Annotated in this window: 24 protein-coding genes and 1 pseudogene; 7 read left to right on the top strand and 18 right to left on the bottom strand. The window is 68.6% G+C overall.

Annotated features, from left to right (window positions below; all coding sequences use genetic code 11):
- Positions 1–395: 395 nt before the first annotated feature.
- On the bottom strand, positions 396–1070 hold the full coding sequence (locus M8859_RS34595; RefSeq protein WP_159930421.1) for a PaaI family thioesterase: 675 nt from the start codon (positions 1068–1070) through the stop codon (positions 396–398).
- A 200-nt stretch (positions 1071–1270) separates the two neighbouring features.
- Here M8859_RS34595 and M8859_RS34600 point away from each other — a divergent pair, with 200 nt between their 5' ends.
- Positions 1271–1921, top strand: coding sequence for an HAD family hydrolase (locus M8859_RS34600; protein ID WP_159930422.1), 651 nt, complete (start codon positions 1271–1273; stop codon positions 1919–1921).
- A 25-nt stretch (positions 1922–1946) separates the two neighbouring features.
- Here the strand turns inward: M8859_RS34600 and M8859_RS34605 are convergent, their stop codons facing one another.
- Positions 1947–2540, bottom strand: coding sequence for a TetR/AcrR family transcriptional regulator (locus tag M8859_RS34605; RefSeq protein ID WP_159930423.1), 594 nt, complete (start codon positions 2538–2540; stop codon positions 1947–1949).
- A gap of 21 nt (positions 2541–2561) precedes the next feature.
- Between M8859_RS34605 and M8859_RS34610 the strand changes: the two genes are divergently transcribed.
- Together M8859_RS34610 and M8859_RS34615 are read left to right on the top strand one after the other, a co-directional pair.
- Positions 2562–2930, top strand: coding sequence for a hypothetical protein (locus M8859_RS34610; protein WP_159930424.1), 369 nt, complete (start codon positions 2562–2564; stop codon positions 2928–2930).
- Positions 2927–3448, top strand: a complete 522-nt coding sequence (locus M8859_RS34615) for an SRPBCC family protein (protein ID WP_249645522.1) — start codon at positions 2927–2929, stop codon at positions 3446–3448. Before M8859_RS34610 ends, M8859_RS34615 begins: the two co-directional genes overlap by 4 nt.
- A 139-nt stretch (positions 3449–3587) precedes the next feature.
- Here the strand turns inward: M8859_RS34615 and M8859_RS34620 are convergent, their stop codons facing one another.
- From M8859_RS34620 to M8859_RS34640, 5 genes and pseudogenes are all read right to left on the bottom strand, one after another.
- Complete coding sequence (locus tag M8859_RS34620; protein WP_159930426.1) at positions 3588–4088, bottom strand: hypothetical protein; 501 nt, start codon at positions 4086–4088, stop codon at positions 3588–3590.
- 94 nt (positions 4089–4182) lie between these two features.
- A pseudogene (locus M8859_RS34625) lies at positions 4183–5463 on the bottom strand (RNA polymerase sigma factor).
- Between the two features lie 13 nt (positions 5464–5476).
- Positions 5477–5827 (bottom strand): YciI family protein, encoded by a 351-nt coding sequence (locus M8859_RS34630; RefSeq protein WP_159930428.1) that lies wholly within the window; start codon positions 5825–5827, stop codon positions 5477–5479.
- 47 nt (positions 5828–5874) lie between these two features.
- Positions 5875–6714: an ABC transporter ATP-binding protein gene (locus tag M8859_RS34635; protein WP_159930429.1), complete on the bottom strand. Its 840-nt coding sequence runs from the start codon at positions 6712–6714 to the stop codon at positions 5875–5877.
- Positions 6711–7382, bottom strand: a complete 672-nt coding sequence (locus M8859_RS34640) for a FadR/GntR family transcriptional regulator (protein WP_195140378.1) — start codon at positions 7380–7382, stop codon at positions 6711–6713. Before M8859_RS34640 ends, M8859_RS34635 begins: the two co-directional genes overlap by 4 nt.
- 260 nt (positions 7383–7642) lie before the next feature.
- Between M8859_RS34640 and M8859_RS34645 the strand changes: the two genes are divergently transcribed.
- Entirely contained in the window at positions 7643–9322 is a 1680-nt protein-coding gene (locus M8859_RS34645) for a 2-isopropylmalate synthase (RefSeq protein WP_249645527.1), read from the top strand.
- A 146-nt stretch (positions 9323–9468) separates the two neighbouring features.
- Here M8859_RS34645 and M8859_RS34650 read toward each other — a convergent pair whose 3' ends face one another.
- Together M8859_RS34650 and M8859_RS34655 are read right to left on the bottom strand one after the other, a co-directional pair.
- Positions 9469–9990 carry a DinB family protein gene (locus M8859_RS34650; protein ID WP_159930432.1) on the bottom strand — a complete coding sequence of 174 codons (522 nt, stop codon included), beginning with the start codon at positions 9988–9990 and terminating at the stop codon, positions 9469–9471.
- 50 nt (positions 9991–10040) lie between these two features.
- Positions 10041–10421 carry a nuclear transport factor 2 family protein gene (locus tag M8859_RS34655; protein WP_159930433.1) on the bottom strand — a complete coding sequence of 127 codons (381 nt, stop codon included), beginning with the start codon at positions 10419–10421 and terminating at the stop codon, positions 10041–10043.
- 87 nt (positions 10422–10508) lie between these two features.
- Between M8859_RS34655 and M8859_RS34660 the strand changes: the two genes are divergently transcribed.
- Positions 10509–11294 (top strand): helix-turn-helix domain-containing protein, encoded by a 786-nt coding sequence (locus tag M8859_RS34660; protein ID WP_159930434.1) that lies wholly within the window; start codon positions 10509–10511, stop codon positions 11292–11294.
- A 12-nt stretch (positions 11295–11306) separates the two neighbouring features.
- On the opposite strand, the gene M8859_RS34665 is transcribed toward M8859_RS34660, so the two are convergent.
- Positions 11307–11936, bottom strand: coding sequence for a maleylpyruvate isomerase family mycothiol-dependent enzyme (locus M8859_RS34665; protein WP_159930435.1), 630 nt, complete (start codon positions 11934–11936; stop codon positions 11307–11309).
- A gap of 154 nt (positions 11937–12090) precedes the next feature.
- Positions 12091–13497: a xylulokinase gene (gene xylB, locus M8859_RS34670; RefSeq protein ID WP_159930436.1), complete on the bottom strand. Its 1407-nt coding sequence runs from the start codon at positions 13495–13497 to the stop codon at positions 12091–12093.
- Between the two features lie 332 nt (positions 13498–13829).
- On the opposite strand from xylB, the gene M8859_RS34675 reads away from it, so the two are divergent.
- Positions 13830–14324 carry a hypothetical protein gene (locus tag M8859_RS34675; protein ID WP_249645523.1) on the top strand — a complete coding sequence of 165 codons (495 nt, stop codon included), beginning with the start codon at positions 13830–13832 and terminating at the stop codon, positions 14322–14324.
- On the opposite strand, the gene M8859_RS34680 is transcribed toward M8859_RS34675, so the two are convergent.
- The 6 genes from M8859_RS34680 to M8859_RS34705 form a co-directional block, all read right to left on the bottom strand.
- Complete coding sequence (locus tag M8859_RS34680) at positions 14315–15325, bottom strand: glycoside hydrolase family 172 protein (protein ID WP_249645524.1); 1011 nt, start codon at positions 15323–15325, stop codon at positions 14315–14317. The genes M8859_RS34675 and M8859_RS34680 overlap by 10 nt on opposite strands.
- Complete coding sequence (locus tag M8859_RS34685; protein ID WP_308221253.1) at positions 15322–15765, bottom strand: thioredoxin family protein; 444 nt, start codon at positions 15763–15765, stop codon at positions 15322–15324. Before M8859_RS34685 ends, M8859_RS34680 begins: the two co-directional genes overlap by 4 nt.
- A 56-nt stretch (positions 15766–15821) precedes the next feature.
- Positions 15822–17303 carry an FGGY-family carbohydrate kinase gene (locus M8859_RS34690; protein WP_195070740.1) on the bottom strand — a complete coding sequence of 494 codons (1482 nt, stop codon included), beginning with the start codon at positions 17301–17303 and terminating at the stop codon, positions 15822–15824.
- Between the two features lie 2 nt (positions 17304–17305).
- Positions 17306–18718, bottom strand: a complete 1413-nt coding sequence (locus tag M8859_RS34695) for an L-fucose/L-arabinose isomerase family protein (protein WP_249645525.1) — start codon at positions 18716–18718, stop codon at positions 17306–17308.
- A gap of 122 nt (positions 18719–18840) precedes the next feature.
- Positions 18841–19719 carry a glycoside hydrolase family protein gene (locus M8859_RS34700; RefSeq protein WP_223516358.1) on the bottom strand — a complete coding sequence of 293 codons (879 nt, stop codon included), beginning with the start codon at positions 19717–19719 and terminating at the stop codon, positions 18841–18843.
- Between the two features lie 78 nt (positions 19720–19797).
- Positions 19798–22083: an ATP-binding cassette domain-containing protein gene (locus M8859_RS34705; protein WP_159930442.1), complete on the bottom strand. Its 2286-nt coding sequence runs from the start codon at positions 22081–22083 to the stop codon at positions 19798–19800.
- A 63-nt stretch (positions 22084–22146) separates the two neighbouring features.
- Between M8859_RS34705 and M8859_RS34710 the strand changes: the two genes are divergently transcribed.
- Complete coding sequence (locus tag M8859_RS34710) at positions 22147–23115, top strand: helix-turn-helix transcriptional regulator (protein WP_195070590.1); 969 nt, start codon at positions 22147–22149, stop codon at positions 23113–23115.
- Between the two features lie 384 nt (positions 23116–23499).
- Here M8859_RS34710 and M8859_RS34715 read toward each other — a convergent pair.
- The coding region (locus M8859_RS34715; RefSeq protein ID WP_249645526.1) for a hypothetical protein at positions 23500–23724 on the bottom strand (225 nt) is incomplete at its 5' end.

Below are 23724 nucleotides of genomic sequence, written 5' to 3' on the forward strand. Positions count from 1 at the left end.
CTGAACGAGCTTGCCGCGCATGCATTTCACGCGTATTTGCAATGAATGCACACGCGGCGACTCCGGGGTCGTGCGCCTTGCCTCTACCTGCACTCTTTCGATCGATCCGGATTTCCGGCTGGGACAGGGCAATTCATGCATTGGTGCACGGTGCGCCATTCGCGACCGCGCTCGTGGGGCGGGAGTCCATCGCCAACGCTCGGGGGAAGACCTGGGCCGCAATTACTCTCGGCGATGGTCCGGCCGCTGCGGGCGGGTAGTCGCGTCAGCGCGTAGGTCTGCGCGTGTCGACCGGTGACCGGGTCGCTTCACCATGCGTGAGTGACACGGACGGAACATGGGCGGCCAGGAAGCCGACGATCCCGGTCCGCGACCGCGCGTCGTGCCGTGGCGCGTCAGGGCTGTCCGGGCTCGAGCACGATGAACAAGCCGTTCGCCTCCGCGCACAGCCGGTCGCCGTTGTGCAGGGTGGCCCGCACGTAGACTTTGCGACCCTCCTGCCGCTCGGCCCACGCGCGCACCTTCAGCTCGGTGTTCAACGGGGTGATCGAGCGGTAGTCGACGGTGAGCGAGGCGGTTCTGGTGACCGAGCCGGAGTGCACCGCGGCCGCCATGCCGAGCAGGTCGTCGAAGGCGATGGCGATCTGGCCGCCGTGGGCGGCGCTGTTGCCGCCGAGGTGGAAGGTGCGGAAGGTGAGGCGCGCGTCGACGCCCTGCCGGTCGACGTGGTCGATGACGAACGGCGGCAGCGTGATGTTGCCGCGGGCGGGCAGGTCGAAGCGGGTCCAGTTGGGCGTCGACCACTCGTCCACCACGGCCGCGTCGAGCTTGTCGTTGAGCTCTTTGAGGATGCCGATGGCCTCCACCGCCAGTTCGTCGGAGGGGGAGGTCAGCCGGACCCGGTCCATCAGGCCGCGCACCTGCTCGATGAACTGTCCGTAGTGCGGCCCGCCGCGGGAGATGTCGTCCTTGGCGGCTTCGTGCGCGGCGATCAGCTCGGTCATCGGCCGGAACCCGCCCTCGTGGTGTTCCTTGCTCGGCAGCGAGTCGCCGGCCTGCGGTTCGTTCATAAGAACAAGTTATCGGTTGCCCGGGGAATGCTCGCCGGGCGGGTGCCGCGTGCGTCGCCGCACGCGCGCACCGCCTAGGCTGATGCGCGGCCGGGTATCGCGTTTTCGCGGGTGGTACCGGCACGATTCGGGCGGGTGGGCAGTGCGACTCGGCCGCGATCGACCTCTGACCGCTCCGGCTGGCGAAAGGCTCTGTGTGCATGGGTATCACCGCGGTCGTCTTCGACATGGACGGCGTACTGATCGACTCCGAGCCGGTCTGGGAACTGGTGCGGCGCGGCTATGTCGCGGAGAAGGGCGGCCGGTGGCTGCCCGACACCCAGCAGCGGCTGATGGGGATGAGCACCGGTGAGTGGTCGGCCTATCTGAGCGGCGACCTCGGCGTCGGCGAGCCGCCGGAGATCGTGGCGCGGGAAGTGATCGAGCGGATGGCCGAGCGCTATGACGACGGCGTGCCGTTGCTGGCCGGGGCCGTCGAGGCCGTACAGCGGATCAGCGAGCACTGGCCGCTCGGGCTGGCCAGTTCGTCGCCGCGCGCCCTGATCGACACCGTGCTCGGCCGGACCGGCCTGATCGAGTATTTCACCGTCACCTTCTCCACCGAGGAGGTCGACCGCGGCAAGCCCGCTCCGGACGTCTACTCGACGGTCGCGACGTTCCTGCGTCAACGGCCGACCGACTGTGTGGCAGTGGAGGATTCCAGCAACGGCCTGCGCTCGGCCCATGCGGCGGGTATGCGAGTCATCGCCGCGCCGCGCCCGGAGTATCCGCCCGCTTCCGACGCGCTGGGACTGGCCTCCCGAGTCATCTCCTCGCTCGACGAACTCACCCCCGCGCTGATCACCGGCTGATCCGCGGACCGGGCACCCGCGCAGGTCAAGGACGGTAGGAGATCAGCAGGGTCCGGACGGCGGCGGTCAGGTCGTCCTCCAGCCAGCCGGGCAGTGACGGAGCGTGGGCGTGGCGGCGCAGCGCCGCATAGGGGAGATCGACGACCGCCCGGGAGATCGCGTCGAGCTCGCGGTCACCGTCGCGGCCGAACAGCGCGGCGGCGATGCGGCGCAGATGCTCGATCAACGGGGCGTTCATCGTGGCCAGCGTGGCGCGGAACTCGGCGTCCGGTCCGCCGTCGAGGAGATCGCTGGGACGCAGCTCGAGCAGGAGCTTGGCGTCCTCGGGTAGTTCGCGCCCGAACCGCAAGGCCGCCCGCGCCATCGCGACACCGGCCTCGACCGGGTCCGGTTCGTCCGCCACGGCGAGGGTGCCGTCCTGAAAGCGGCGCAGCGCGCGCAACCACGCCGCGGTGAGCACGCCGTTGCGGTTGCCGAACCGGTGATACAGGGTGCCGACCGGCGCGCCGCTGGCCTCGGCGATGGCCGACACGCTGGTCGCGCGCGGTCCCTCGGCCAGCGCCAGGGTGCGCGCTGCGTCGAGGATCACGTCGGTGTCGTGCTTGCGGGGTGGGGCCATGTACTAGTACGTTCCTTCTATATGGAGCGTTTGTCCTATATAGATGAGCATGCCAGATCGGTCGAGGCGAATCGTGATCGGGCGTGGAAGGCGGTGGTGAAAGTGGTGTGTAAAGACCCGCACGATCCCGCCGCGGCGCCGACCGGCTTCGTGCTGGATTCCGCCGAGGAACCGCGCCGGTTGGCGCTGCGCGGGCAACACTGGTTCTCGAAATACGCGCTGATCTTCGAACTGGACGAGGAAGGACCCAGCCGCACCCGCGTTCGCGCCCGCAGCTACGGGGACTTCCCCGGCCTGCACGGCCGGATCTACCGCGCGCTGGTCATCGGGACCGGATGCCACCGGGTGGTGGTGCGGCAGATGCTGCGCCGAATCGCGGCGGCGGCATGATCCCGGGAACGGTGTGGGGCGCCACCGAGGCCGAGCGCGAAGCGCCCCTGCCGTGCGACGACCGGCAGTCCGGCGGGGTTCAGGCCGACCGGGCGATCAGCATCGACGCGCCGCCCACCCTCGTCTACGCCTGGCTGTGCCAGTTGCGCGTCGGTCCGTACAGCTACGACCTGCTGGACAACTTCGGCAGACGCAGTCCGCGCCTGCGCGACCCGATGCTCACCGAACTGGAAGTGGGCCAACGGTTCATGTCCCAGTTCGAGCTGGTCTCCTTCGTCCTGGGCAGACACATCACCCTGGTCGCGGACAAGATATGCGTCACCTACGCGGTGCGTCCCGAAGGTGGGGGAACCCGGCTCGTGGTGCGGATACGCTTCGGCGGGCCGAAACTGCTCGCGGCGGCGCTGGCCCTCGGTGACGTGCTCATGATGCGCAAGCAACTGCTGACGCTGAAGGAACTCGCCGAAGCCGAACACCGCACCGGTTCGGCGGCCTCCCCCGAGCCACCGCAACGTTGACGCGCCACGTCGGCATCGAGTCATCGCGATGCCCGGCGACACACTGGCAGCCGGCGCCCGCGTCCAGCTGTGACTCGGTGCGCAGCCGCGCCGATGTCGATTCGAGCGCGAGGGATGATCCGACGACAGAACCTCGCGCTCAGCGGCGACGTTCCACCAGGTCGAACTTCCGCTGCTCGAAACCTTCCGGCACGGTGTCGCGCACCGAGATCAGAGCGTCCGCCCAAGCGCCGAGGAGGGTGTGGTCGCCGGAGGTGTGGCATTGCTCCGGCGCGGGTTCGGCGGTGAGCAAGGGAAGCGGGTGGATGCGGTGGCGGGCCTGGTTCTCCAGCACCGTGGCTTTGTCCATGAAGATCCGAAGGTCGTGATTGAGCAGGTAGCGGCCGACCGCGCCGTGTTCCGGTGGCACCAGCGCCGCAACGGAACTTGCTGTCCGGTAAGTGTTTTCGTTGTCCTGCCCGCGCCGTGGCGCTTCCCGTCCCGCCCAAACGACCCTGGTGGGCTGCCAGAGCAGTCGTTCGATCCCTTGAACGAGGTGGTTGCCGATCCTGGCGTGTTCCATCAGCCTGGCGCCGACGTCCACATAGCCGAGCAGGCGGTGGTCGCCGGTGCGGAGTACTGCTCGATACAGCTGCCACACGTAACCGTATTCCCTTCGGTGGTAGTCGATTTCGTTGCATGCTCACACGCGTTTGCGGTGTGGCGATTACAACGGCGTTACCACCGTGGTGCGGCTAGTCGGCCTCCGCGCACGCCGAAGCACGGTGGAGCAGAAGGGCTCGCTCGGAGGCGTTGCCGGTGAGTTCGGCCGCGCGAGCCGAATTCGGTGCGTGCCTGGGCGTACCGGCCCAGCCGGGCGAGCAGATCACCGCGCACGGCGTAGCGAAGGTGATAGTTGTCCAGGGCGCCCGTAGCGGTGAGTGCGTCCACCAGCTCCAACCCCGCTGCGGGGCCGTGTATCCGGCTCACCGCCACGGCGCGGTTGAGCTCGATGACAGGAGAGGGAAAGCGTTGTGCGAGAATGGCATACAATCCGGCGATGCGCCGCCAATCGGTCTCTTCCGGCGTCGCGGCCATCGCATGCACCGCGGCGATCGCGGCTTGCAGGGCGTACCGGCCCGGCGGCCGCCTGCGCTCGCGCGCCGAACTGTTCGCCCGTCCGAGGGCGGCCAGTCCGCGCCGGATCAGCAGACGATCCCAGCGGGAGCGGTCCTGCTCGTCGAGCAGGACGATGACCTCGGTGGGGCCGGTGCGCGCGGGCAGGCGGGAAGCCTGCAGCTCCAATAGCGCTGCCAGACCGTGCGTTTCCGGCTCGGCGGGCAACAACTCGGCGAGCATGCGGGCCAGACGCAACGCGTCCTGGCACAGCTCCACCCGCATCCAGTCCTCGCCCGCCGTCGCGGCATACCCTCGTTGAAGACGAGATAGACCACCGCCAGCACCGAGGCCAACCGTTCACCCAGCTCCGGCTCGCCCGGGACCTCGTAGGGAATCCGCTTGTCGGCGATGGTGCGTTTCGCGCGCACGATTCGTTGCGCCACCGTCGATTCCGGCACGAGGAACGCCCTGGCGATCTCTCCGGTGGTCAGCCCACCGAGCAGCCGCAGCGTCAGCGCCACCCGGGCCGGCTCGGGTAGCGCCGGATGGCAGGCGGTGAACATCATCCGCAGCAGGTCGTCCTCCACCGGGTGATGGTCCGCGCCGGATGGCGGCGGCTGCTCGGTCACGATATCGCGACCGAGCAGCTCCAGCTTGCGGGCGAGGGTCCGGTTGCGGCGCACCAGATCGATCGCCCGGTGCTTGGCGGTGAGCATGAGCCAGCCGCCCGGATTCGGCGGCACGCCCGCGCTCGGCCACTGCTCCAGTGCCGCGACCAAGGCATCCTGCGCCAGCTCTTCGGCAGCGCCCAGGTCGCCGACCATTCGAGTGAGCCCGGCGACCAATCGGGGCCACTCCATCCGGGTCACCGCCTCGACGGCGCGTCGCGCCGACTCCGCTGACCGCTGCCCGCTCATCCGCCGGACTCGATCAGGCGGGCTCGTCGATGCGCCGCAACTCGACCTCGATGTCCCATTGCGGGCCGTGCGCACCGAGGAAACGCGAGGTCCATTCCACCGCCTCCTCCTTCGACTTGACCTGCAGAAGGGAGTATCCGCCGACTACCTCCTTGGATTCGGTGAAGGGGCCGTCCAGCACGGTCTGCCTGCCACCGGACTGCCTGACCTTGGTGGCCTCGGTGATCGGGCGCAGGCCGTTGGTGTCCAGCAGCACACCCGCCTTGGTCATCTCCTCGATCACCTTTCCGACCTGCTCGAACAGTGCCTCGTCCGGCTGCGGCGCGGTGGCGGGGTCCACGTGGATGAGCATCATGTATCGCATCTGGGCATCCTCGGTCGATGTGTCGTCAGGATCGGTCGATCCTCACATCACTGCATCGAACGAGCACCGTCCGAATCGACATGCGAGGGCCACGCGGTGGTTCTGCGCGCCGCGCGTGCGGTCCAGCGGCCCTCGTCGTAGCGGACCTCGACCGGGTGCGCGAACGCGGCGCTGACGTTCTCGGTGGTGATCGTCTCCGGCGCCGGGCCTGCCGCGACGGTGTGGCCGTCGGCGATGAGCAGCGCGTGGGTAGTCGTGCTGGGAAGTTCCTCCAAATGGTGGGTGACCAGGATGGAGGCGACGTCGGGATGGGTGCGGTCCAGTGTGTCGAGGGTGTCCAGCAGTTGCTCGCGCGCGGCCACGTCCAAACCGGTGGACGGCTCGTCGAACAGCAGCAGCCGGGGTTGCGCGATCAGCGCGCGAGCGATGAGCGTGCGGCCGCGTTCACCTTGGCTCAGCGTGGGCCAGACCTCGTCCGCCTTTCCCGTCAAACCGACGGTGTCGATGATCGCGTCGGCTCGGTCGAGCTGGTCGGCCGTCGGCGCCCAGCGCATCGGGGTGTCGATCGTCGCGGTCAGGCCGGTCAGCACCACCTCGCGAATGGTCAGCGGAGAGCGCAGCGGATGGCGGGGGTCGACCTGGCCGATGTCGCGGCGCAGCCGCTGCAATTCGACGCGGCCGAGTTCCGCCCCGAGCACGCGGACCGACCCCGAGGTCGGGAAGGTCACCGCACCGCAGAAGCCGAGCAACGTGCTCTTTCCCGCGCCGTTGGGACCCAGCAGCGCCCAGCGTTCGCCGGCGCGCACCGTCAGCGAGATCCCATTGATGATCTTCTTGCCGTCGCGGCGGAAGGTCACGTCGGACAGTTCGAGCACCGGAGTGGTCACGCGAAAGCCTCTCTCAGGGTGGTCAGGTGCGCGCGGCTGTGCTCGGCCGCGGCGGCGGGGTCGCGGGCGGCGATCGCGTCGGCCAGCCGCTCGTGCGCGGCGTGGTCCGCGGACTCCGACGGCACCGGGTGGATCTTCAGCATGTCGATCATCGCCAGCCGCAGCCGGGGCAGAAAGCTGTCGAACAGCTGGGTGAGCACGTCGTTGTGAGCGGCGACGATGACGGCCCGGTGAAATGCCATATCGGCGTCGACGTGCTCGGGCGCCGACTCCCCGTGCGCCGCACGCGCGGCCAGTGCCCGGCGGATCGCCCGCAGGTCGGCGGGAGTCCGCCGCCGCGCGGCCAGTGCGGCGGCCTCGGCCTCGATGGCGATGCGCGCCTCGATCACCGAGGCGATGGTGGCGCGGCGCAGCACGGCGTCCCACTCCTCGGGCACGTCCAGTGCGGTCACGAAGACGCCCGCGCCTTGGCGGCTGTCCAGCACGCCCTTGCCCGCCAGCTCGCGGATCGCCTCGCGCAGCGTCGAGCGTCCGACCCCCAGCTGCGCGGCCAGTGTCGTCTCGCCCGGCAGGCGGTGACCAAGCGGCCATTCGCCCGCCCGGATCCGGGTGAGCAGCAACTCGGCCGCCTGGGCGGCCAGGGGATGGCGCCGTACCTGCGAGATCATCAGGACCAGGACCTCTCTACTTGTCTGAGGAGTCGTGTTACAGTCTGCCATCATGCGCACCATGCTCCTGCTTAGCCGCCACGGCGGGGCCTGAACGACCGGCCCCCCGCCGTGGGGCTTCGTCGTGGCCGGTCACTTCGTCGTGACGGCCGCAACGGCCAGGAAGCAGACCCATGACCACCGCATTCCCCAGCATCGACACACCCGTGGGCGACGTACCGGATCAGGCTCCGGCGTGGAATCGTCAGCGGCATTCCCAAATGCCCTCGCATCGCTACCGTGACATCTACCAGCGCGTGGAAGTGCCGCTCACGCAGAGGCATTGGCCCGACGCCAGGATCACCCGGGCGCCCCTGTGGGTGCCGGTCGACTTGCGCGACGGCAACCAAGCCCTCGCCGAGCCGATGGACCCGGCGCGCAAGCGGCGCTTCTTCGAACTCATGATCGCCATGGGTTACAAGGAGATCGAGGTGGGCTATCCCTCGGCCTCCCAAACCGACTTCGACTTCGTCCGGCTCATCGCCGAGGACGATCTCGCACCCGAGGACGTGACGATCGTCGTCTTCACCCCGGCGCGTCGCGATCTCATCGCGAGCACCGTGGCCTCCATCCGGGGCATACCCAACGACGTCGTGATCCACATGTACACCGCCACGGCTCCCGCTTGGCGCGACATCGTGCTCGGCAAGGACCGCGCGGCGCTGCGCGAGCTGATCCTCGACGGCGGCCGTGCCGTGCTGGCCGGCGCCGGGGACCTGCCGAACGTGCGATTCGAGTTCTCACCCGAGGTGTTCAATCTGACCGAGCCCGATTACGTGCTCGACATCTGCGACCGGATGACCACGTTGTGGGACGCCACCGTGCGGCGGCCGGTCATCTTGAACCTGCCTGCCACCGTCGAGGTCGCCACCCCGAACGTCTATGCCGATCAGATCGAATACATGCACCGCAATCTGGCCCGCCGCGACAGCGTGATCCTGTCGGTGCACCCGCACAACGATCGCGGCACCGGCATCGCGTGCGCCGAGCTGGCGGTGCTCGCGGGCGCGCAACGCGTCGAGGGCTGCGTCTTCGGCAACGGTGAACGCACCGGCAACGTCGACATCGCCACGCTGGCGCTGAACCTGCATGCCCAAGGTGTGGACCCGATGATCGACTTCTCCGACATCGACGAGATCCGCCGCACCGTCGAATACTGCACGCGCATGCCGATTCACGAACGTCACCCGTACGTCGGCGACCTGGTGCACACCGCGTTCTCCGGCACCCATCAAGACGCCATCAAGAAGGGAATGGCAGAGCATCGCGCCCGCGCCGCCGCGACGGGCATCGAGGAGCGGGAACTCGACTGGCACGTGCCGTATCTGCCGATCGACCCCACCGACCTCGGCCGCGGCTACGACGGGGTGATCCGGGTCAACTCCCAATCCGGCAAGGGCGGCATCGCCTATCTGCTGCACACCGAGTACGGCATGGACCTGCCGCGGCGCTTGCAGATCGATTTCGCCGGACACGTCCAGGGGCTCGCCGACGACACGGGGGTCGAGATCACCGCCGCCGAACTGCTCGAGCTGTTCGAGGCGATCTACTGCGAGGACCAGTCGTGGCTGGACTTGAAGGAGTGGCGCACCAGCGGCGATGGTGCGGAGGCGCTCACCGAGATGACGCTGACCGTCGACGGGGTCGCCCACCATATACGCCGCCGCGGCGGCGGTCCTGTCGCGGTGCTGACCGAAGCGCTGGCCGCAGCCGGATACCCCATCGAAGTGCTCGGCCTGACCCAGCAGTCGATCGAGCGAGGCAACGACAGCGCCGCGATCACCTATCTGGAATATCGCAGCGGCGAACACACCGGATGGTCCTGCGGCCGGAGCGATTCCGTACTGGCGGCATCATTGGCCGCCGTGGTGCGTGCCGCTGGGCGCTCGGCGCGACGATGATCGTCTGACGCGACCGGTCCAGCGGCGTTCAGCGGCCGGTGGACCCGATCGGGGTGCTCGGGCGGGCCGGCACCTCGATCGGGCCGGGTCCGGTTCGCGATCGAAACCGGATCCGATGAATACGGGTGGAAGCGGCCGGTGGCCCGTCAGTCGCCGGTGAGACCGTCGATCCGCTGCCGCAACAGGTCCGCGTGACCGTTGTGCCGGGCGTATTCCTCGATCATGTGCAGGTATACCCAGCGCAAGGTGTAGACGTCGTCGCTCCAGCGATGGCGGAAGGTGTGGTCCAGCGGCAAGGCCGCGACGGCCGCGTCCGCTTCAGCGATCTCGGCCCGGAAGGCAGCGAAGGCCGCCTCCGGGTCGGCGTCGGCGATGTCGACGAAGTCGCCGTCCGGATTGTCCTCGGAGCAATAGACGTATCCGAGTTCCCGGCCCGCCGCGGCACGCCGGAACCAGCCGCGCTCGACCTCGGTCAGGTGCCGGACGAGGCCGAGCAGCGACATGGTCGACGGCTCGACGGAGCGCGCGCGAAGCTGGTCGCCGTCGAGCCCGGCGCACTTCCACAGCAGTGTGTCGCGGTGCCGGTCGAGCCATGCCCGCAGCATGGTGCGCTCGTCGGCGACCAGTGGCGCTTCGGTGCGTTCGATGTCGGGCGCGATCCACCTCACGCGCTCGACCATAGCCTCGCCCGGATCCATCGAGCACACGAATTTCCGCCTCAGAACATGCCGTGCGGTATTCGATCGGGTTCGGGCACCGGTTGGACGACATCCCAATGCTCCACGATCTTCCCGTCGACGAACCGCCAGATGTCGACGACCGCTTCGGCGGGCTCATCCGGCGGGATCATGCGGTAGTGCGTGACCACGTACTCGTCGTCGGCGATCACCCGCGCCAGCTCGAGCCGGGACGCGGCCACGGGCGCCTGCGCGATGAACTCGATGAAGGCGTCCTTCCCGGAGGGGTTTCCGGGGCTGTGCTCGAGGAAGTCTTCGTGCAGCAGCGTTCGCAGCACGTCGATGTTGCCCGCCGCGAATTCCCTGAAGCATCGCAGGACCAGTTCCTTGTTGCGTAGTGCCACGTTGTTGTCGTTCGTCATGCCGCCGAGACTGGCAGCGGGCCGACAGAAGTGTCGATTACCTGCCATGTAATGGCGGTACGACCCCGCCGTCGCGATACTGGGCCAATGAACGGTGACCGACCGGTAGGCGAGCTGCTGCGCGAGTGGCGGCACCGGCGGAAGTTGAGTCAGCTCGATCTGGCCATTCAGGCGGACGTGTCCGCCCGGCACGTCAGTTTCGTCGAGACCGGCCGCACGATTCCCAGCCGATCCATGGTGCTGCACCTGGCCGAACAGCTCGACATCCCGCTGCGCGAACGCAACCGAGTGCTGCTCGCCGCCGGACACGCTCCCGAGTTCCAGCGCCGCGATTGGACCGATCCCGCGCTACGGCGCGCCCGTTCCGCCGTACAGCGAGTCCTGCATCTGCACGAACCCTTTCCAGCGCTGGCCGTGGACCAGCGCTGGAATCTCGTACAGGCCAACGACTGCGTCGGTGTCTTCTTCGGCGACGTCGATCCGGATCTGCTCGAACCTCCGGTCAACATGATGCGGCTCGGTCTGCACCCACGGGGATTCGCCTCCCGGCTGCGCAATCTCGAACAGGTCCGGGCCTTCCTGCTGCCCCGCCTGGCGCGCCAGGTCACGGCGACCGGAGATGCCGAACTCGCGGCTCTGCAGGAGGAACTGTGGGGCTACGGCGCCCCGGGGAGTGCCGACAGCGACCCCGCGGACATCATGTTGCCGATCCGGCTGCGCCACCGCGACGCCGAACTCTCGTTCTTCAGCACGATCACCACCTTCGGCGCGGCTTTCGACATCACGCTCGACGAGGTCGCGGTCGAAGCGTACTTCCCTGCCGACGACGAAACAGCCGCCTATCTGCGCGGGCTTGCCGACGCCGCCCGGTAGCGCACAGTCGGGTCATCCCGGCGCGGTGAATCGCGGCGCGGTCGAGCCGCGCAGATGTCCGGCGGGCAGCTTGCGGCCGCAGAGTACGAGCAGCAGATCCTGAGCCGAACCCGACAGCACCGTGCCGGAGCCGTAGCTGAAGTCCAGGTCGTCGGCGCGCAGTTCGACACCGCCGAGTTCAGCTCCGAACAGCTTGACGGTCTTCGGATCGATCGTGTCCAGGACCAAGCGCATCCGATCATCCGGCACCCGGCGGTCCAGGCCGAGCGCGACGGTGATGTCCAGGCCGTGGATCACGTCGTGACTCAACGCGTTGGACAGTCCGCCGCCCGGTGGCCGCCAGGGGTGATCGACGTTGTCCCACAGCGATTTCAGCAGATCCGACGCGCTGAGCGTGGCGGCGTCCACCCGGGCGGTGCGGTCGGCCATGCGATTGAAGTTGCCGAACGCCGCCAGCATCCCCAGCGCGAAGCGGGCACTCGACAGCCGATACGGCATGGTGATGTGCGCGACCACTTCGCGTACCCGCCAGCCCGCGCACAGCGTCGGCGCGTCCCAGCTCGCGGCATCCAGCCCGGCCAACAGTTCGGCGAGTTCCGTCCGTTCCGCCGTCACCGCCCTTCGCACCTGGGTATCGGTCATTCGTCCACCTCTCTTCGACGAGGGTGATCAAACCCCTCCGGCCGTCGAGACGCCACCCCAGCGATGGAAATCGGCGACCGGAACAGCGGTGCACGCGCGGCTTCGGGTCCCGGCACCGGCGGACCCGGCCTGGCAGGGCACGCGAAGGTCGTGGTCAGCCGTGCAGCGCCCGGCGTGCCCGCTCGTACTCGGCGCGGATCCGTCGCCCGGCAGCGGCATCGGTAGGCGCGGGAATCTCCGCGACCGTGCGCGCGGGCCAGGCCGGCGGCCGGGACGCACCGCTCAGTGCCCAGGCTGCCTGGCGAGCGGCGCCGAGCGCGACGTACTCGGCGGGTTCCGGCACCGTCACCGTGACGCCGAAGATCTGCGCGGCCACCTCCGCGACCAGCCGCGAGCGTGCCGCGCCGCCGATGAGCAGGACGCGCCGGGGCGTCACCCCGGAACCGGTGAGGTGGTCGAGCGCGTCGGCGAGATGGCACAGCAAGCCTTCGAAGGCGGCACGGGCCACGGTGCCGGGACGCATGGCGCCCGGCCGCAGACCGTGCAGACTGCCCGTCGCGTGCGGAAGGTTGGGTGTGCGTTCACCGGCGAGGTAGGGCAACAGGACCACGCCGTCGGCGCCCGGCGGTTCCGGCGCGGCCAGCGATTCCAGCGTGGGCAGATCCACGCCGAGCAGGTCGGCGGTCGAGGTCAGGACGCGCGCGGCGTTGAGCGTGCAGACCAGCGGCAGGAACGCGCCGGTGGCGTCGGCGAATCCGGCCACCGCGCCGCTCGGGTCGGCGCCGGGGCGACCGGAACGAGCGAAGACCGTCCCGCTGGTGCCCAGGGAGACCACCACGTCGCCTTCCGTGATGCCCAAACCGAGCGCGGCCCCGGCGTTGTCGCCCGTTCCCGCGGCGACGAGTACACCCGACGGCGTCCGGCCTGCGGGCTCGTCCGGGCGAAGGACGCGAGGCAGGAATGGCCTACGTCCGCGAAAGGCCATGGCCAGCAGGTCTTCGCGATAGCCGCCATCGGCGGGCGACCAGTAACCGGTGCCGGACGCGTCGCCCCGGTCGGTGGTCGGCTCGGGCATATGGCCGGCGCCACCGTCCCGGAGTCGCCAGGTCACGTAGTCGTGGGGCAGCAGGACGTGCGCGGTGCGGTCGGCGAGTTCGGGCTCGTGGTCGGCCAACCAGCGCAACTTGGCGACGGTGAAGGCCGCCACCGGCACGCTGCCCACCGCATCGGCCCACGCCCGCGCTCCGCCGAGGTCGGCGATCAATTCCTCGGCCGCGTCCGCGGAGCGCAGGTCGTTCCACAACAGCGCGTCCCGCACCGGACGACCTGCCGCGTCCAGAGCGACCAGGCCGTGCTGCTGTCCCGCGACGGCGATCGCGTCGACGTGCTCGAGCAATCCCGCGCCCGCCGTACACAGTGCGTCCCACCACGCGGCCGGTGCGACCTCCGTCCCCTCGGGGTGGGGCGCCTGACCTCGACCGAGGATTTCACCGCTGTCGGCGTCACAGACGACGACTTTGCACGACTGGGTAGAGCTGTCGATTCCCGCGACCGTCGTCATCCTGCCCACCCCCATCGAATTCCGTTCGCGCCGCCGACGCGGCATCCCCGGCGCGGGGCGATCGGCACGACCCCGGACGAATCCGGTCGAATCCCGAGGACGAATCCGCCGCGTGATCCGAGGCGGACGGCCTTGCCCGGACCCCCTGCTGCCCACCGCTGACCGAACCCGGGCGTAGCGCGGCCGCTGGAACGGTACGACGCGTCACGCGCCTGCCGCACCACCAACCTTTCGATCGTCTCGAGCACACGCATACCGACCACCTTGCACCCCGACCGCCCCGCACCGGCCCCTTTCACGTGTCCGACCGCCGTATCGGGCAGACTGGCGCGATGAGCATCGACCCCACCGACGTGCGCATCCGCACGGGAGACGGGACGCCGCTGCCGGAACTGACCGAGGACGCGCTCGGCGACCTGCTCGACGAATCCGCAGGTCCGGAACACGCCATTCTGGAGCTCGGCCGGGCCGACCTGCACGACATCCGTGCCAGGTTGCTGCCCGACGGCGTCTACGAACTGGAGCACCGGGCCGGGTCGGCGACGGAAACCTTCCAGATGTACACCTCCGACCCGGTGCTCGTGCGCGACGTGCTGTGGGCTTGGCTCTCCGGTGATCCGTGGTGGCACGACTCGGTCGCGTGGTTCCCCGTCGACCCGGCGTTCGCGGAACTGCGAGCCGTGCAGGACGAACTCGCCGGACTGCTGGACGGGCTGACCGTCCTGGACGGTGTCACCGCGGACCTGGACGCGGCGCTGGCACGCGCTGACGAACTGCTGGCACCGGACTTCGCGGCATCGGACGCGGACGACCCTGATCAGGCCTGATACCACCATGCGGTGGTCGCGACGTGGGCGTCCTCCAGCGGAAGATAGGTCTCCACGTCCCGCCATCCGAGGGCCTGCACGGTGACGCGCAATTCGCGCTCGAAACAGATCGGGTCGCGCACATGCCAGCGGTACATCCCGAATCGCTGATCCGGTCGATAGATTTCTTCCGGCGGCAGCACTTGGTGCAGCCCGAGATAGGGCGTGCAATATGTCCGGTAGGTCCCGTCGAGATCGAAATTCCAGGCGCCGCCGAAATAGTCCTCGGTGCCTGTCCCGCAAATAGTGGGATGATCGGTGTCTCCGTCGAGGAAGAACTTGACTTCACCTTCGCCCCACCATCCCGGCGCACCCGGGCGAATGGCTAGATAGGTGCCGACGTAGCGGCCCGGTCCCGGTGTCGTGTCGAGAATCGTGTGTACGGCCGGATTGCCCACTCCGGTGGTGTGCGTCCACCGAGTGTGCAGATACCCGGCGCCGTCCGGCACGTCCTCTTCGGTATAGGTCGCTTGGTAGTACACCGGAACCTCACGGCCGCAGCCGTTCTCGAGCGTGATGCGCGCTCGATGCCGGAACGGCATGGGCCAGTAGCTGTTGAGTCCTCCGGCGGGCGCCACGACCACCATCTCCGAACTCAGCAAGGCCAGCTCGCCCCAGCCGTTGCAGAAGAAGTCACCGAGTGGCAGCTCGATCGCGGGCCGCGCGGCGTCGTCCCAGGACATCCGCAACGTCAGCCCGCGCAAGACGGAACGTTCGGTGGTCAACCAGAAATGCCGGAACACGCCGGGCCCGGAAACATCGGCCAACGTGGCGTTTTCCCCATCGGCGAGCGCGATGGACGGGGAAACCTTCCACCCCGCCCCCAGCAGCCTGGCCGCGCGCGCTCCGGTGCCGTCGGTCGCTCGGGCGCCCGCGCCGGGCGCTCCGGTCGGATTCTCGGCGCTGACCGACCGCGTGCGCGTGCCGTCCAGCCGCCACAGGTCACCGCCCGGCGCGGTCACAGTCCCGGCCAGCCGTATCGGGGTGCGGTCGGCGCGAGTCCGGCTCTGCGGGAGGCGCCGGACCCGCCGGTCGTGGCGAGCTGCCGGGCTTCGGCCTGCTCCCGCCGGACCTGGTCCATGTCGAGCCAGAGGATCTGCTGCACGAGGTCCTCCAGCGCGTCCGCCATCAACGCCCCCGCCTCGCAGTAGACCAGCACACCCTCCCGGAACGCCATCAGCGTCGGATACTGGGTGACCTGGGCACGCGCGCTCAACGCGACCTCTGCTTCGGTGTCGACCTTGCCGTGCACGATCTCCGGATGCCGATCCGCCGACGCCTCGTACACGGGAGCGAATCGCTGGCACGGCCCACACCAGCCCGCCCACCAATCCACGAGCACGATGGCGTGGGACGCGACGACGGACTCGAAATCGTGCTGGGTCAAGGTGATCGTGGGCATGGAATCCTCGTATCGTTCTGCGAAGCAACTCTGCATCGTCGCATGGATATCCGCGATCATGAAGGCGCACCGGCACGATGCTGTTCGGCCGCCAGGAAATGCGCGATATTCGTCGTGTGGTCGTACAGATCGCGGTAATGACGGTAATACTCTTCGTATTTCGCGGTGCGCGCGGGATGAGGCCGCACCGTGTCTACGACGGGATTCCACGCGGAGGTATCGACGCCGGCGGCTTCGGCCGCGAGCAGCGCGTCGCCGAGACTCGCGCCGACGGTGTCGGCGGGCAACTGCTGTGGCAGGCCGGTGACATCGGAGACGATCCGGGTCCACAGGCCGCCTTTGGTGCCACCGCCCACCGCGACCAGACGCCCGGCCCGCCCACCGGCTTCGGTCATGGCCTCGAGATTGTGCCGCACCCCGTAGGCGATGCCTTCCAGGACCGCGCGGTAGAGCTCGGCTTTTCCGTGCCCGAGGGTCAGTCCCGCGACGATGCCGCGGGCGTCCGGGTCGAACAGGGGAGTGCGCTCCCCGGCGAAATAGGGCAGCGCGAGCAGCCCTCTGCTGCCGGGCGGCACGTCCGCGGCCGCGGCGACCAGGTCGGCGAACTCGCCGCCGACGAGCTTGCGCAGCCAGTCGGTGACCGCGCCGGAGGTGGCCATGCCCGCGGCGAGCGTGTACGTGTCCGGCCAGGTGCCGCAGGTGCCCCACAGGCCGGGATGCGGGCGGGGGTCGGTGAGCACCTGCACCAGGAACATCGTGGTGCCGTACATGATCATCGCGTCGCCCGGCGCGCGGACGCCGACGCTGGCCGCCTCGGCCCACGCATCGATGGTGCCGGTGGTGACCGGCAGGCCCGCCGGAAGACCCGTGGCGGCCGCCGCGTCCGCGGTCACCCGGCCCACGATCTGCGTGGGCCAGGCCAGTTCGGGCAGCGACCATCCCGGCACGATCCGCTCGGCCCAATCCGTCGCCCACGCGCGGGCACGCAAGTCGTACAGGGGTACGCACTGACTGGCCGATTGGTGGTCGAGAACGTACCGGCCGGTGAGCCGGTACACCAGGAAAGAACTCGCCATCAGCAGCATTTCGGTGCGTGCGGCGACCTCCGGTTCGTGCCGGACCAGCCACCGGGCCTTCGGACCGACGGCCTGGCTGGTCAGCGTCGATCCGGCGCGGTCGAGCACGGCCCGCGCGCCGAATTCGTCGTTCAATTCCGTGATCTCGGCGCTCGCCCTGGTGTCGACGCCGTAGAGGATGGCCGGACGCAGCGGCGTGCCCTGCGCATCGGCGGGCAGGAGGCACGGGCCGATGCCGGATACCGCCAGACCGTCGAGCGGGGCGCCGCCCGCCGCGTCGACGAGGTCGCGGGCGAGCGCCACGAAATCGCCCCACCACACCGCTTCCGCGTCGTGCTCGACCCAGCCCGGGTGCGGCATGGAAACGTCGTGCGCTCGTTCGGCTCTGGCGACGATCGTGCCGCGGGCATCGGTGAGGACGCCTTTGGAGCTCGAGGTTCCGATGTCGATGCCGAGGAACATCGTCACCGCGTGAACTCGTCCAGCGTGACGTCGAGCAGTTCGCACGTCGCGCGGATCGAGGCCCGGTGATCACCGGGCACCGCGTGGATGTGGTTGGCGCCGAAGCGGTTCAAGAAGTCCTCGGCGCGCGCGTCCAGCCGGGCGAACGCGTGCGGCCACTCCCAGGTCGATTGCTTCATCAGCGCCTCGTTGGTCCGCTGGTCGTAGTTCTCGAACTCGCCGAGCATCAGTTGCATGCGGTAGCGGCCGTCGAGGCGGGTCAGCCGCGCGAGCGTCATCCGGCCCGGCGCGGCCAAGTGGTGCACCGAGGCGCCGCCCGCGGGGAAGAAGAACACCTCCGGGTACAGGTGCACCTTCGCCAGATTCTCCGCGGGGTCGGCGCTGCGCGCGGCGAACCAGGTGGCGTGCTGGCCGGAATTGCAGAGATCCCAGATGTCGCGGTCTGCGTGATAGTGGCGGACGTCGGCGAACAGCACCGGGGTGCCGGCGATCCGCTTGAGCAGCTGCATGGTCAGCGCGCCGTCCATGTCCGCCTCGGTGGCGCAGACGTGCGGCTCTTTGGGGCCGTTCCAGTCGTAGGGATCGTTGAGGAACGCCTCGGTGACGTCCATGGTGGCGAAGTACTGGGTGAGTTCGGGCTGTCCCTTGATCCCCGAGAAATCCAAGCGCCATTCAGCGATCAGCTCGCGCATCGCCAGATAGGAGCGGATCTGGCGTTCCAGCAGCTCGGGGGTGAGTTTGGCGCCGTCGTAGTGCACGCCCGCGGTGTGCCGCTCCAGCCACTCGCGCGCGGCCCTGGCCTCGCCCGCGTCGGCGAGTTCGGCGCGCCGCACGATCTCCCACTGGTCGATCTCCTCGACGTCGATGCCGAATTGCCGCTGCCACTGATCGGTGTTGGCGACCGCGGTGTTCATCCCCATCGGTCGCCCGCCGAAGCGCCCGAATGTCGTACCCCGCAGTCCGGAGACGGCCGCGGCGGCACGCGCGCGCACACCGATGGCTTCGATGAGTTCGGGATCGGACGGATCGCCCCACAGCCTGCTGTGCTTGCGTCCGATCTGGTCCAGTGCGCCGCCTGCGGCGAGCATGCCCACCATGCCGGGTTGCACCGGGTCGACGTTCGACAGCAACAGCAGCGGCCCGGGGATTGCGCCCGCCGCGAGCATGGTGAAGTGCGGGAACGCCCAGACCGCATAGTGCAGAACGGTCAGGTCCACGCCCGCGCCCGCGACCGTGCGCGCCACCGAACTCGCCAGCGCGTTGTCGCTGACCGGGGCAGCGCCGCGAACGACGTCGTGTCCCGCCGCGGCGAGCGCGCCCACCAGCCGATCCTCGGCGGAGGCGATGAAGTCGGCGATGCCCGCATGCACGTAGTCGCGGCCATCGGAAATACTGATAACGCCGATACGGGCCATGCCGGTCCCTCCCGTAGGTGGGTGATCGGAGAGTTCGACTCGATCAACAGATACCAGTCACGACCGAGCCCGTTGGCGTTTCGCCGAAATCGAGCCCGGCTCGGCGCTTCGGACCGCTTCGCTTATCTCGGAACCGTTTTGGCTACGCGTGAGTGCGGGAAGGTGAGCGGCGCCAGATGCACGCCGCCCTGGCCCCAGCCCGCGCTGGTGATCCACCAGCGGCCGTCGTCGTGGACCGCTTCGGCCGCGTGCGCCGGAATGTGACCGACCTTGTCCCCGATGCGGAACCGGAATGGACTGTCACTGCGGAACACGTCGGTGCCGACGTAATGCGGACGCGGACCGATGAACAGATACCACCATCCGTCGTGCCGCAGGACGTAAGGAGATTCGGTATTGCCCGCTTCCGTGCCTTTGGTCGGGTCCGTATAAGCGACATGCCGCTCGCCCCAGTGCACGAGGTCGGTGCTGGTTCGGTAGGCGACGACGTGATGACCACCGGCCGGGGCGCTGGTCGCGCAGTAGTACATCACCCATTGGTCGCCGACACGTGCCACCATCGGGTCACGAGCGTCGTATCCGTCGCGGAACAGCGGACCCGCCGGCGACCTGGTCCAGCGGAACAGGTCCGGCGAGGTCGCCGAGTTCATCGCGGCGCGGGTGCGGTCCGCGCCGCCCGCCGCGTAGAACATGTGGTACTGCCCGTGGACGCCGATCACATAGGGCGCCCAGAGATGCGTTTCGCCGTAGTCCCGATTCACCCGCAGCGCGGCGTCGTGCTTGGTCCACGGCCCGAGCAGCCGGTCGGCGCTGGCATGGGCGAACTCGACCTCGTCGAACGGATCCGCGGGCTCCGGGTGGGTGATTCCGAACAGATGCCACCGCCCGGCGTCATCGCGAACCATCGTGTGGTCGTTGATGTACCAGGCTTCCGGCTCGCCGACGCTCGGATCGTAGATCCGCGCGAATGCCCCCGCTCGAACCACCTGCCGCGTCGTCATAGGTTCATGATGCCGCCGCGGCGGTCGTCGCGTGCCGTCCTGAGCTCTCGGGTCCGCGTCCTCGGCATGCGGAAATGCTCAGGCGGCGACGCTGCGCCGCAGGTACTCCGCGGTGAGGGACCGATCGTCCCGCAGCAAGGCCGCCGGCGTCCCGGCGAAAACTATGTCGCCGCCGTGCTTTCCGCCGTCGGGTCCGAGATCGATCACCCAGTCGGCGCGCGCGACCACGTCCAGGTCGTGTTCGATGACGATCACCGTGTTGCCCGCGTCGACCAGCCGGTCCAGCAGCGCCACCAGGGTGTCGACGTCGGCCATGTGCAGCCCGGTGGTGGGCTCGTCCAGCACGTAGACGCCGGCTCCGTCGCGACGCTGGAGATGGTCGGCCAGCTTGACGCGCTGGCGCTCCCCGCCGGACAGCGACGTGAGCGAGCGGCCGAGGGCGAGGTAGCCGAGCCCGACGTCGAGCAGTGCCCGCAACGGCGTGCGAATCCTCCGGTCGCCCTCCTCGGCCCAGAAGTCCAGCGCCTGTTCGGCGGGCATCTCCAGCACGTCGGCGATGGACGCGCCGCGAATCTCGTAGGCCAGCGCCTCCGGCCGGAATCTGCGTCCGTGGCAGGACCGGCAAACCGTGGTGACCGGATCCATGTAGGCCAGGTCGGTGAAGATCACCCCGGCGCCATCGCATTCGCCGCAGGCGCCATCCGAGTTGAAACTGAACAGGCCTGGCCGGACCCCGTGCTGCTTGGCGAAAAGCTGACGCAGCGGATCCATGATGCCGAGATATGTGGCGGGGCTCGAGCGGCGGGAGGCGGCGATTGCGGACTGGTCGACCACGATGACCTGCGGATGTGCCGCGACGAACGCGCCGGACACCAGTGTGCTCTTCCCGGAGCCCGCCACTCCGGTCACCGCCGTGAGCACGCCCGTCGGAAAGCGCGCGGTGAGATTCTTCAGGTTGTAGGTGTCGGCGCCGGTGACGGTGAGCCATCCGTCCGGCTCGCGGACGTCTTCCTTGACCCGCCGCGCCCGGCGCAGTCGTTCCCCGGTCGGCGTCCGTGCGGCCCGCAGTTGATCGACCGTCCCCTGGAAGACGACCTGTCCGCCGCGTCCTCCAGCGCCCGGCCCCATGTCGACTACATGGTCGGCGACGGCGATGACGTCGGGGGAGTGCTCGACGACCAGGACGGTGTTGCCCTTGTCGCGCAGCTGGATCAGCAGGTTGTTCAGCCGGCCCACGTCTCGGGGATGCATGCCGACACTCGGCTCGTCGAAGATGTAGGTCATGCCGGTGAGGCTGGAGCCCAGATGCCGGACGACTTTCAGGCGCTGCGCCTCCCCGCCGGACAGGGTCGCGGTTTCCCGATCGAGCGACAGATAGCCGAGCCCGACCTCCTCGATCCGGCGCAACCGGGCGACGGCGGCCCGCGCGATCGGTGCGGCGACCGGATCGTCCAGGCCTTCGAGCACCTCGATGAGTTCGGTGATCTCCAGCCTGCCGTAGTCGGCGATGCCGAGCCCATCGATGCGGCTCGCCAGCGCGGCGGCGTTGAGCCGGGCGCCACCGCACTCCGGGCAGACCTCCTCGGTGACCACCGCTCGGGCGGCCGCGCGATTCTTGTCCGAAAGCGCGGTGAGATCACGCTTGACATAGAGACGGTCGAACCGCTCCAGCAGGCCTTCGTAGGCGTTGTTACCCGCCGAGCCGTTCCGATTCTTGCGCGGCACCCGGAAGCCTTTGCCGTGGAGGAACAATTCCCATTCTTCCGGGGTGAACTCCCGCAGTGGCTTGTCCGCGTCGAAGAGTCCCGACTCGGCATAGAGCTGCCACTGAAACGTTCCTACCGCGAAGGGCCCGAAGGTGATGGCGCCCTCGTTGAGCGACTTGCCCGTATCGATGAGCTTGTCCAGATCCGGGCGCACCACCTGGCCCAGCCCGCCACACGCAGGACACATACCCAGCGGGTCGTTGAACGAATAGCGGGTGGCCTCGCCGGCGCTCGGCACGCTGTGCCGGGAGAACAGCACACGGATGATCGACTGGATGTCGGTCATGGTCCCCACCGTGGAACGGGAATTGCCGCCGATCGGCTTCTGGTCGACAACCACGGCGGGGGCCAGGTTGTCGATAGCGTCCGCCTCCGGCCGCTCGTATTTCGGCAGCCGGTTGCGGATGAACCAGGTGAACGTCTCGTTGAGCTGTCGCTGCGATTCGACCGCGACGGTGCCGAAGACGATCGACGACTTACCCGAACCGGAGACGCCGGTGAAGACCACGATCTTGCCCTTGGGGATCGTCAGCGAGACGTCGCGCAGGTTGTTCTCGCGGGCCCCGACGATCTCGATGGTGTCTCGATGAGCATGCACGAAGGCCACGCTAGGAGCCGATGAGGTCGGTTTCTGTCCTTATTCGCGGCCATACTGGAGCGCGTGACCCAGACCGCCGCGCGACTGCTCCAGCTGCTGTCGCTGCTGCAGACCCGCCGGGAATGGAGCGGCCCGGAATTGGCGGCGCGTCTCGGGGTCACGGTGCGGACGGTGCGCCGGGACGTGGAGCGCCTGCGTGAGCTGGAATATCCGGTGGTCGCGAGCCTCGGCGCGATCGGTGGATACCGGCTGGAGGCGGGCGCGGCGCTGCCGCCTCTGCTGCTCGACGACGAGGAGGCGGTCGCGATCACCCTCGGACTGCGCGGCGCGGCACAAGGCGCGGTCGTCGGTATCGAGGAATCGGCCGCCCGCGCCCTGGTGAAACTGCAGCAAGTGCTGCCGTCGCGGTTGCGCCGCCGGGTCGACGCCATAGACACAACCACCGTGTCGCTCGGCGGACCCGCCGCCGGTCCGAGGATCGATCCGGAAGTTCTCGTCGCCTTGGCCGCCGCCGCACGCGACAACGAAAGAATCCGCTTCCGCTACCGGGACAAGGCCGACGCGGAGACCAGCCGCCTCGCCGAACCCCACAGCCTCGTTTCCGCGGGTCGTCGCTGGTATCTGGTGGCCTGGGATGTCGGTCGCGGTGACTGGCGCACTTTCCGCGTGGACCGCGTGACCGCGCCGCAGCCCACCGGAATACGCTGCGCACCCCGAGCGCTGCCCGCCGAGGACGCGGCGAGTTTCGTGACCAGCCAGTTGGCCCGGACCAGGCCGGTCCGAGAGGTGATCCTGCGGGTCCACGCCCGCGCCGACACTCTCGTCGAAGCGTTCCGGGTTCGCGCGGAGGAGATCGAACCGGTGGACGCGCGGACCTGTCTTCTGCGCACCTCGGCGGATTCCTTGGAGTGGACCGCCCTCCGCATCGCCCACCTGGACCTGGAGTTCGAGGTCGTCGAACCCACCGAAATGAAAGCTCTGCTCGGTGATCTCGGCGCGAAATTACTCCGTGCGGCCAGGAATACGGGCTGACCACCCCAGCCGATATTCGCCAGACCCCCGTCGGAAGCGGCGCTACGGTGCGGCGCATGACGTCATCGCTGGATCGCCCGACACGCCCGCCTGGTGGGCAACGGGAGAACTCGATTCATGGAGTGGTCGCGCAGCCCGGTGAGCTTCCGAAGTCGATCTCGGGTGGCTTGAATCACATTTGTGTCATTCGGTGTCGAACCGGGGTGAGTGCACGCCTCTGACCTGCGAAATCGTGCGTTGCGCAGGCGATTTGACGAAGCGTTCGACGCCGCGTAACTTATTCCAGGTCAGAGCGACACGGACACCGACCCGGAGCCGAGAAGCGAAGCGGAGACGCTGAGTGGATGGACCGGGAAACGAGGTAGGACGAGGAGCGCCTGGCGATCACACTGGCTCGATCGGGAGCCCGATTTTGATCGGGTCAACGAATGAGCTAAGCTGGAAAAGTTGCCTCACTGAAGTTCCGGTGAATACCGGGGTGAATGTGTGTGCGTGTGTTCTTTGAGAACTCAATAGTGTGTCGATGAATGTCAGTGCCAAATATTTTTTGGTTCCGGCTCTTGCACTCCCCGTGTGGAGGGTCGGGCATTTTTTGTCAGCTTTTTGCTG

Source organism: Nocardia sputi (genome assembly GCF_023501985.1).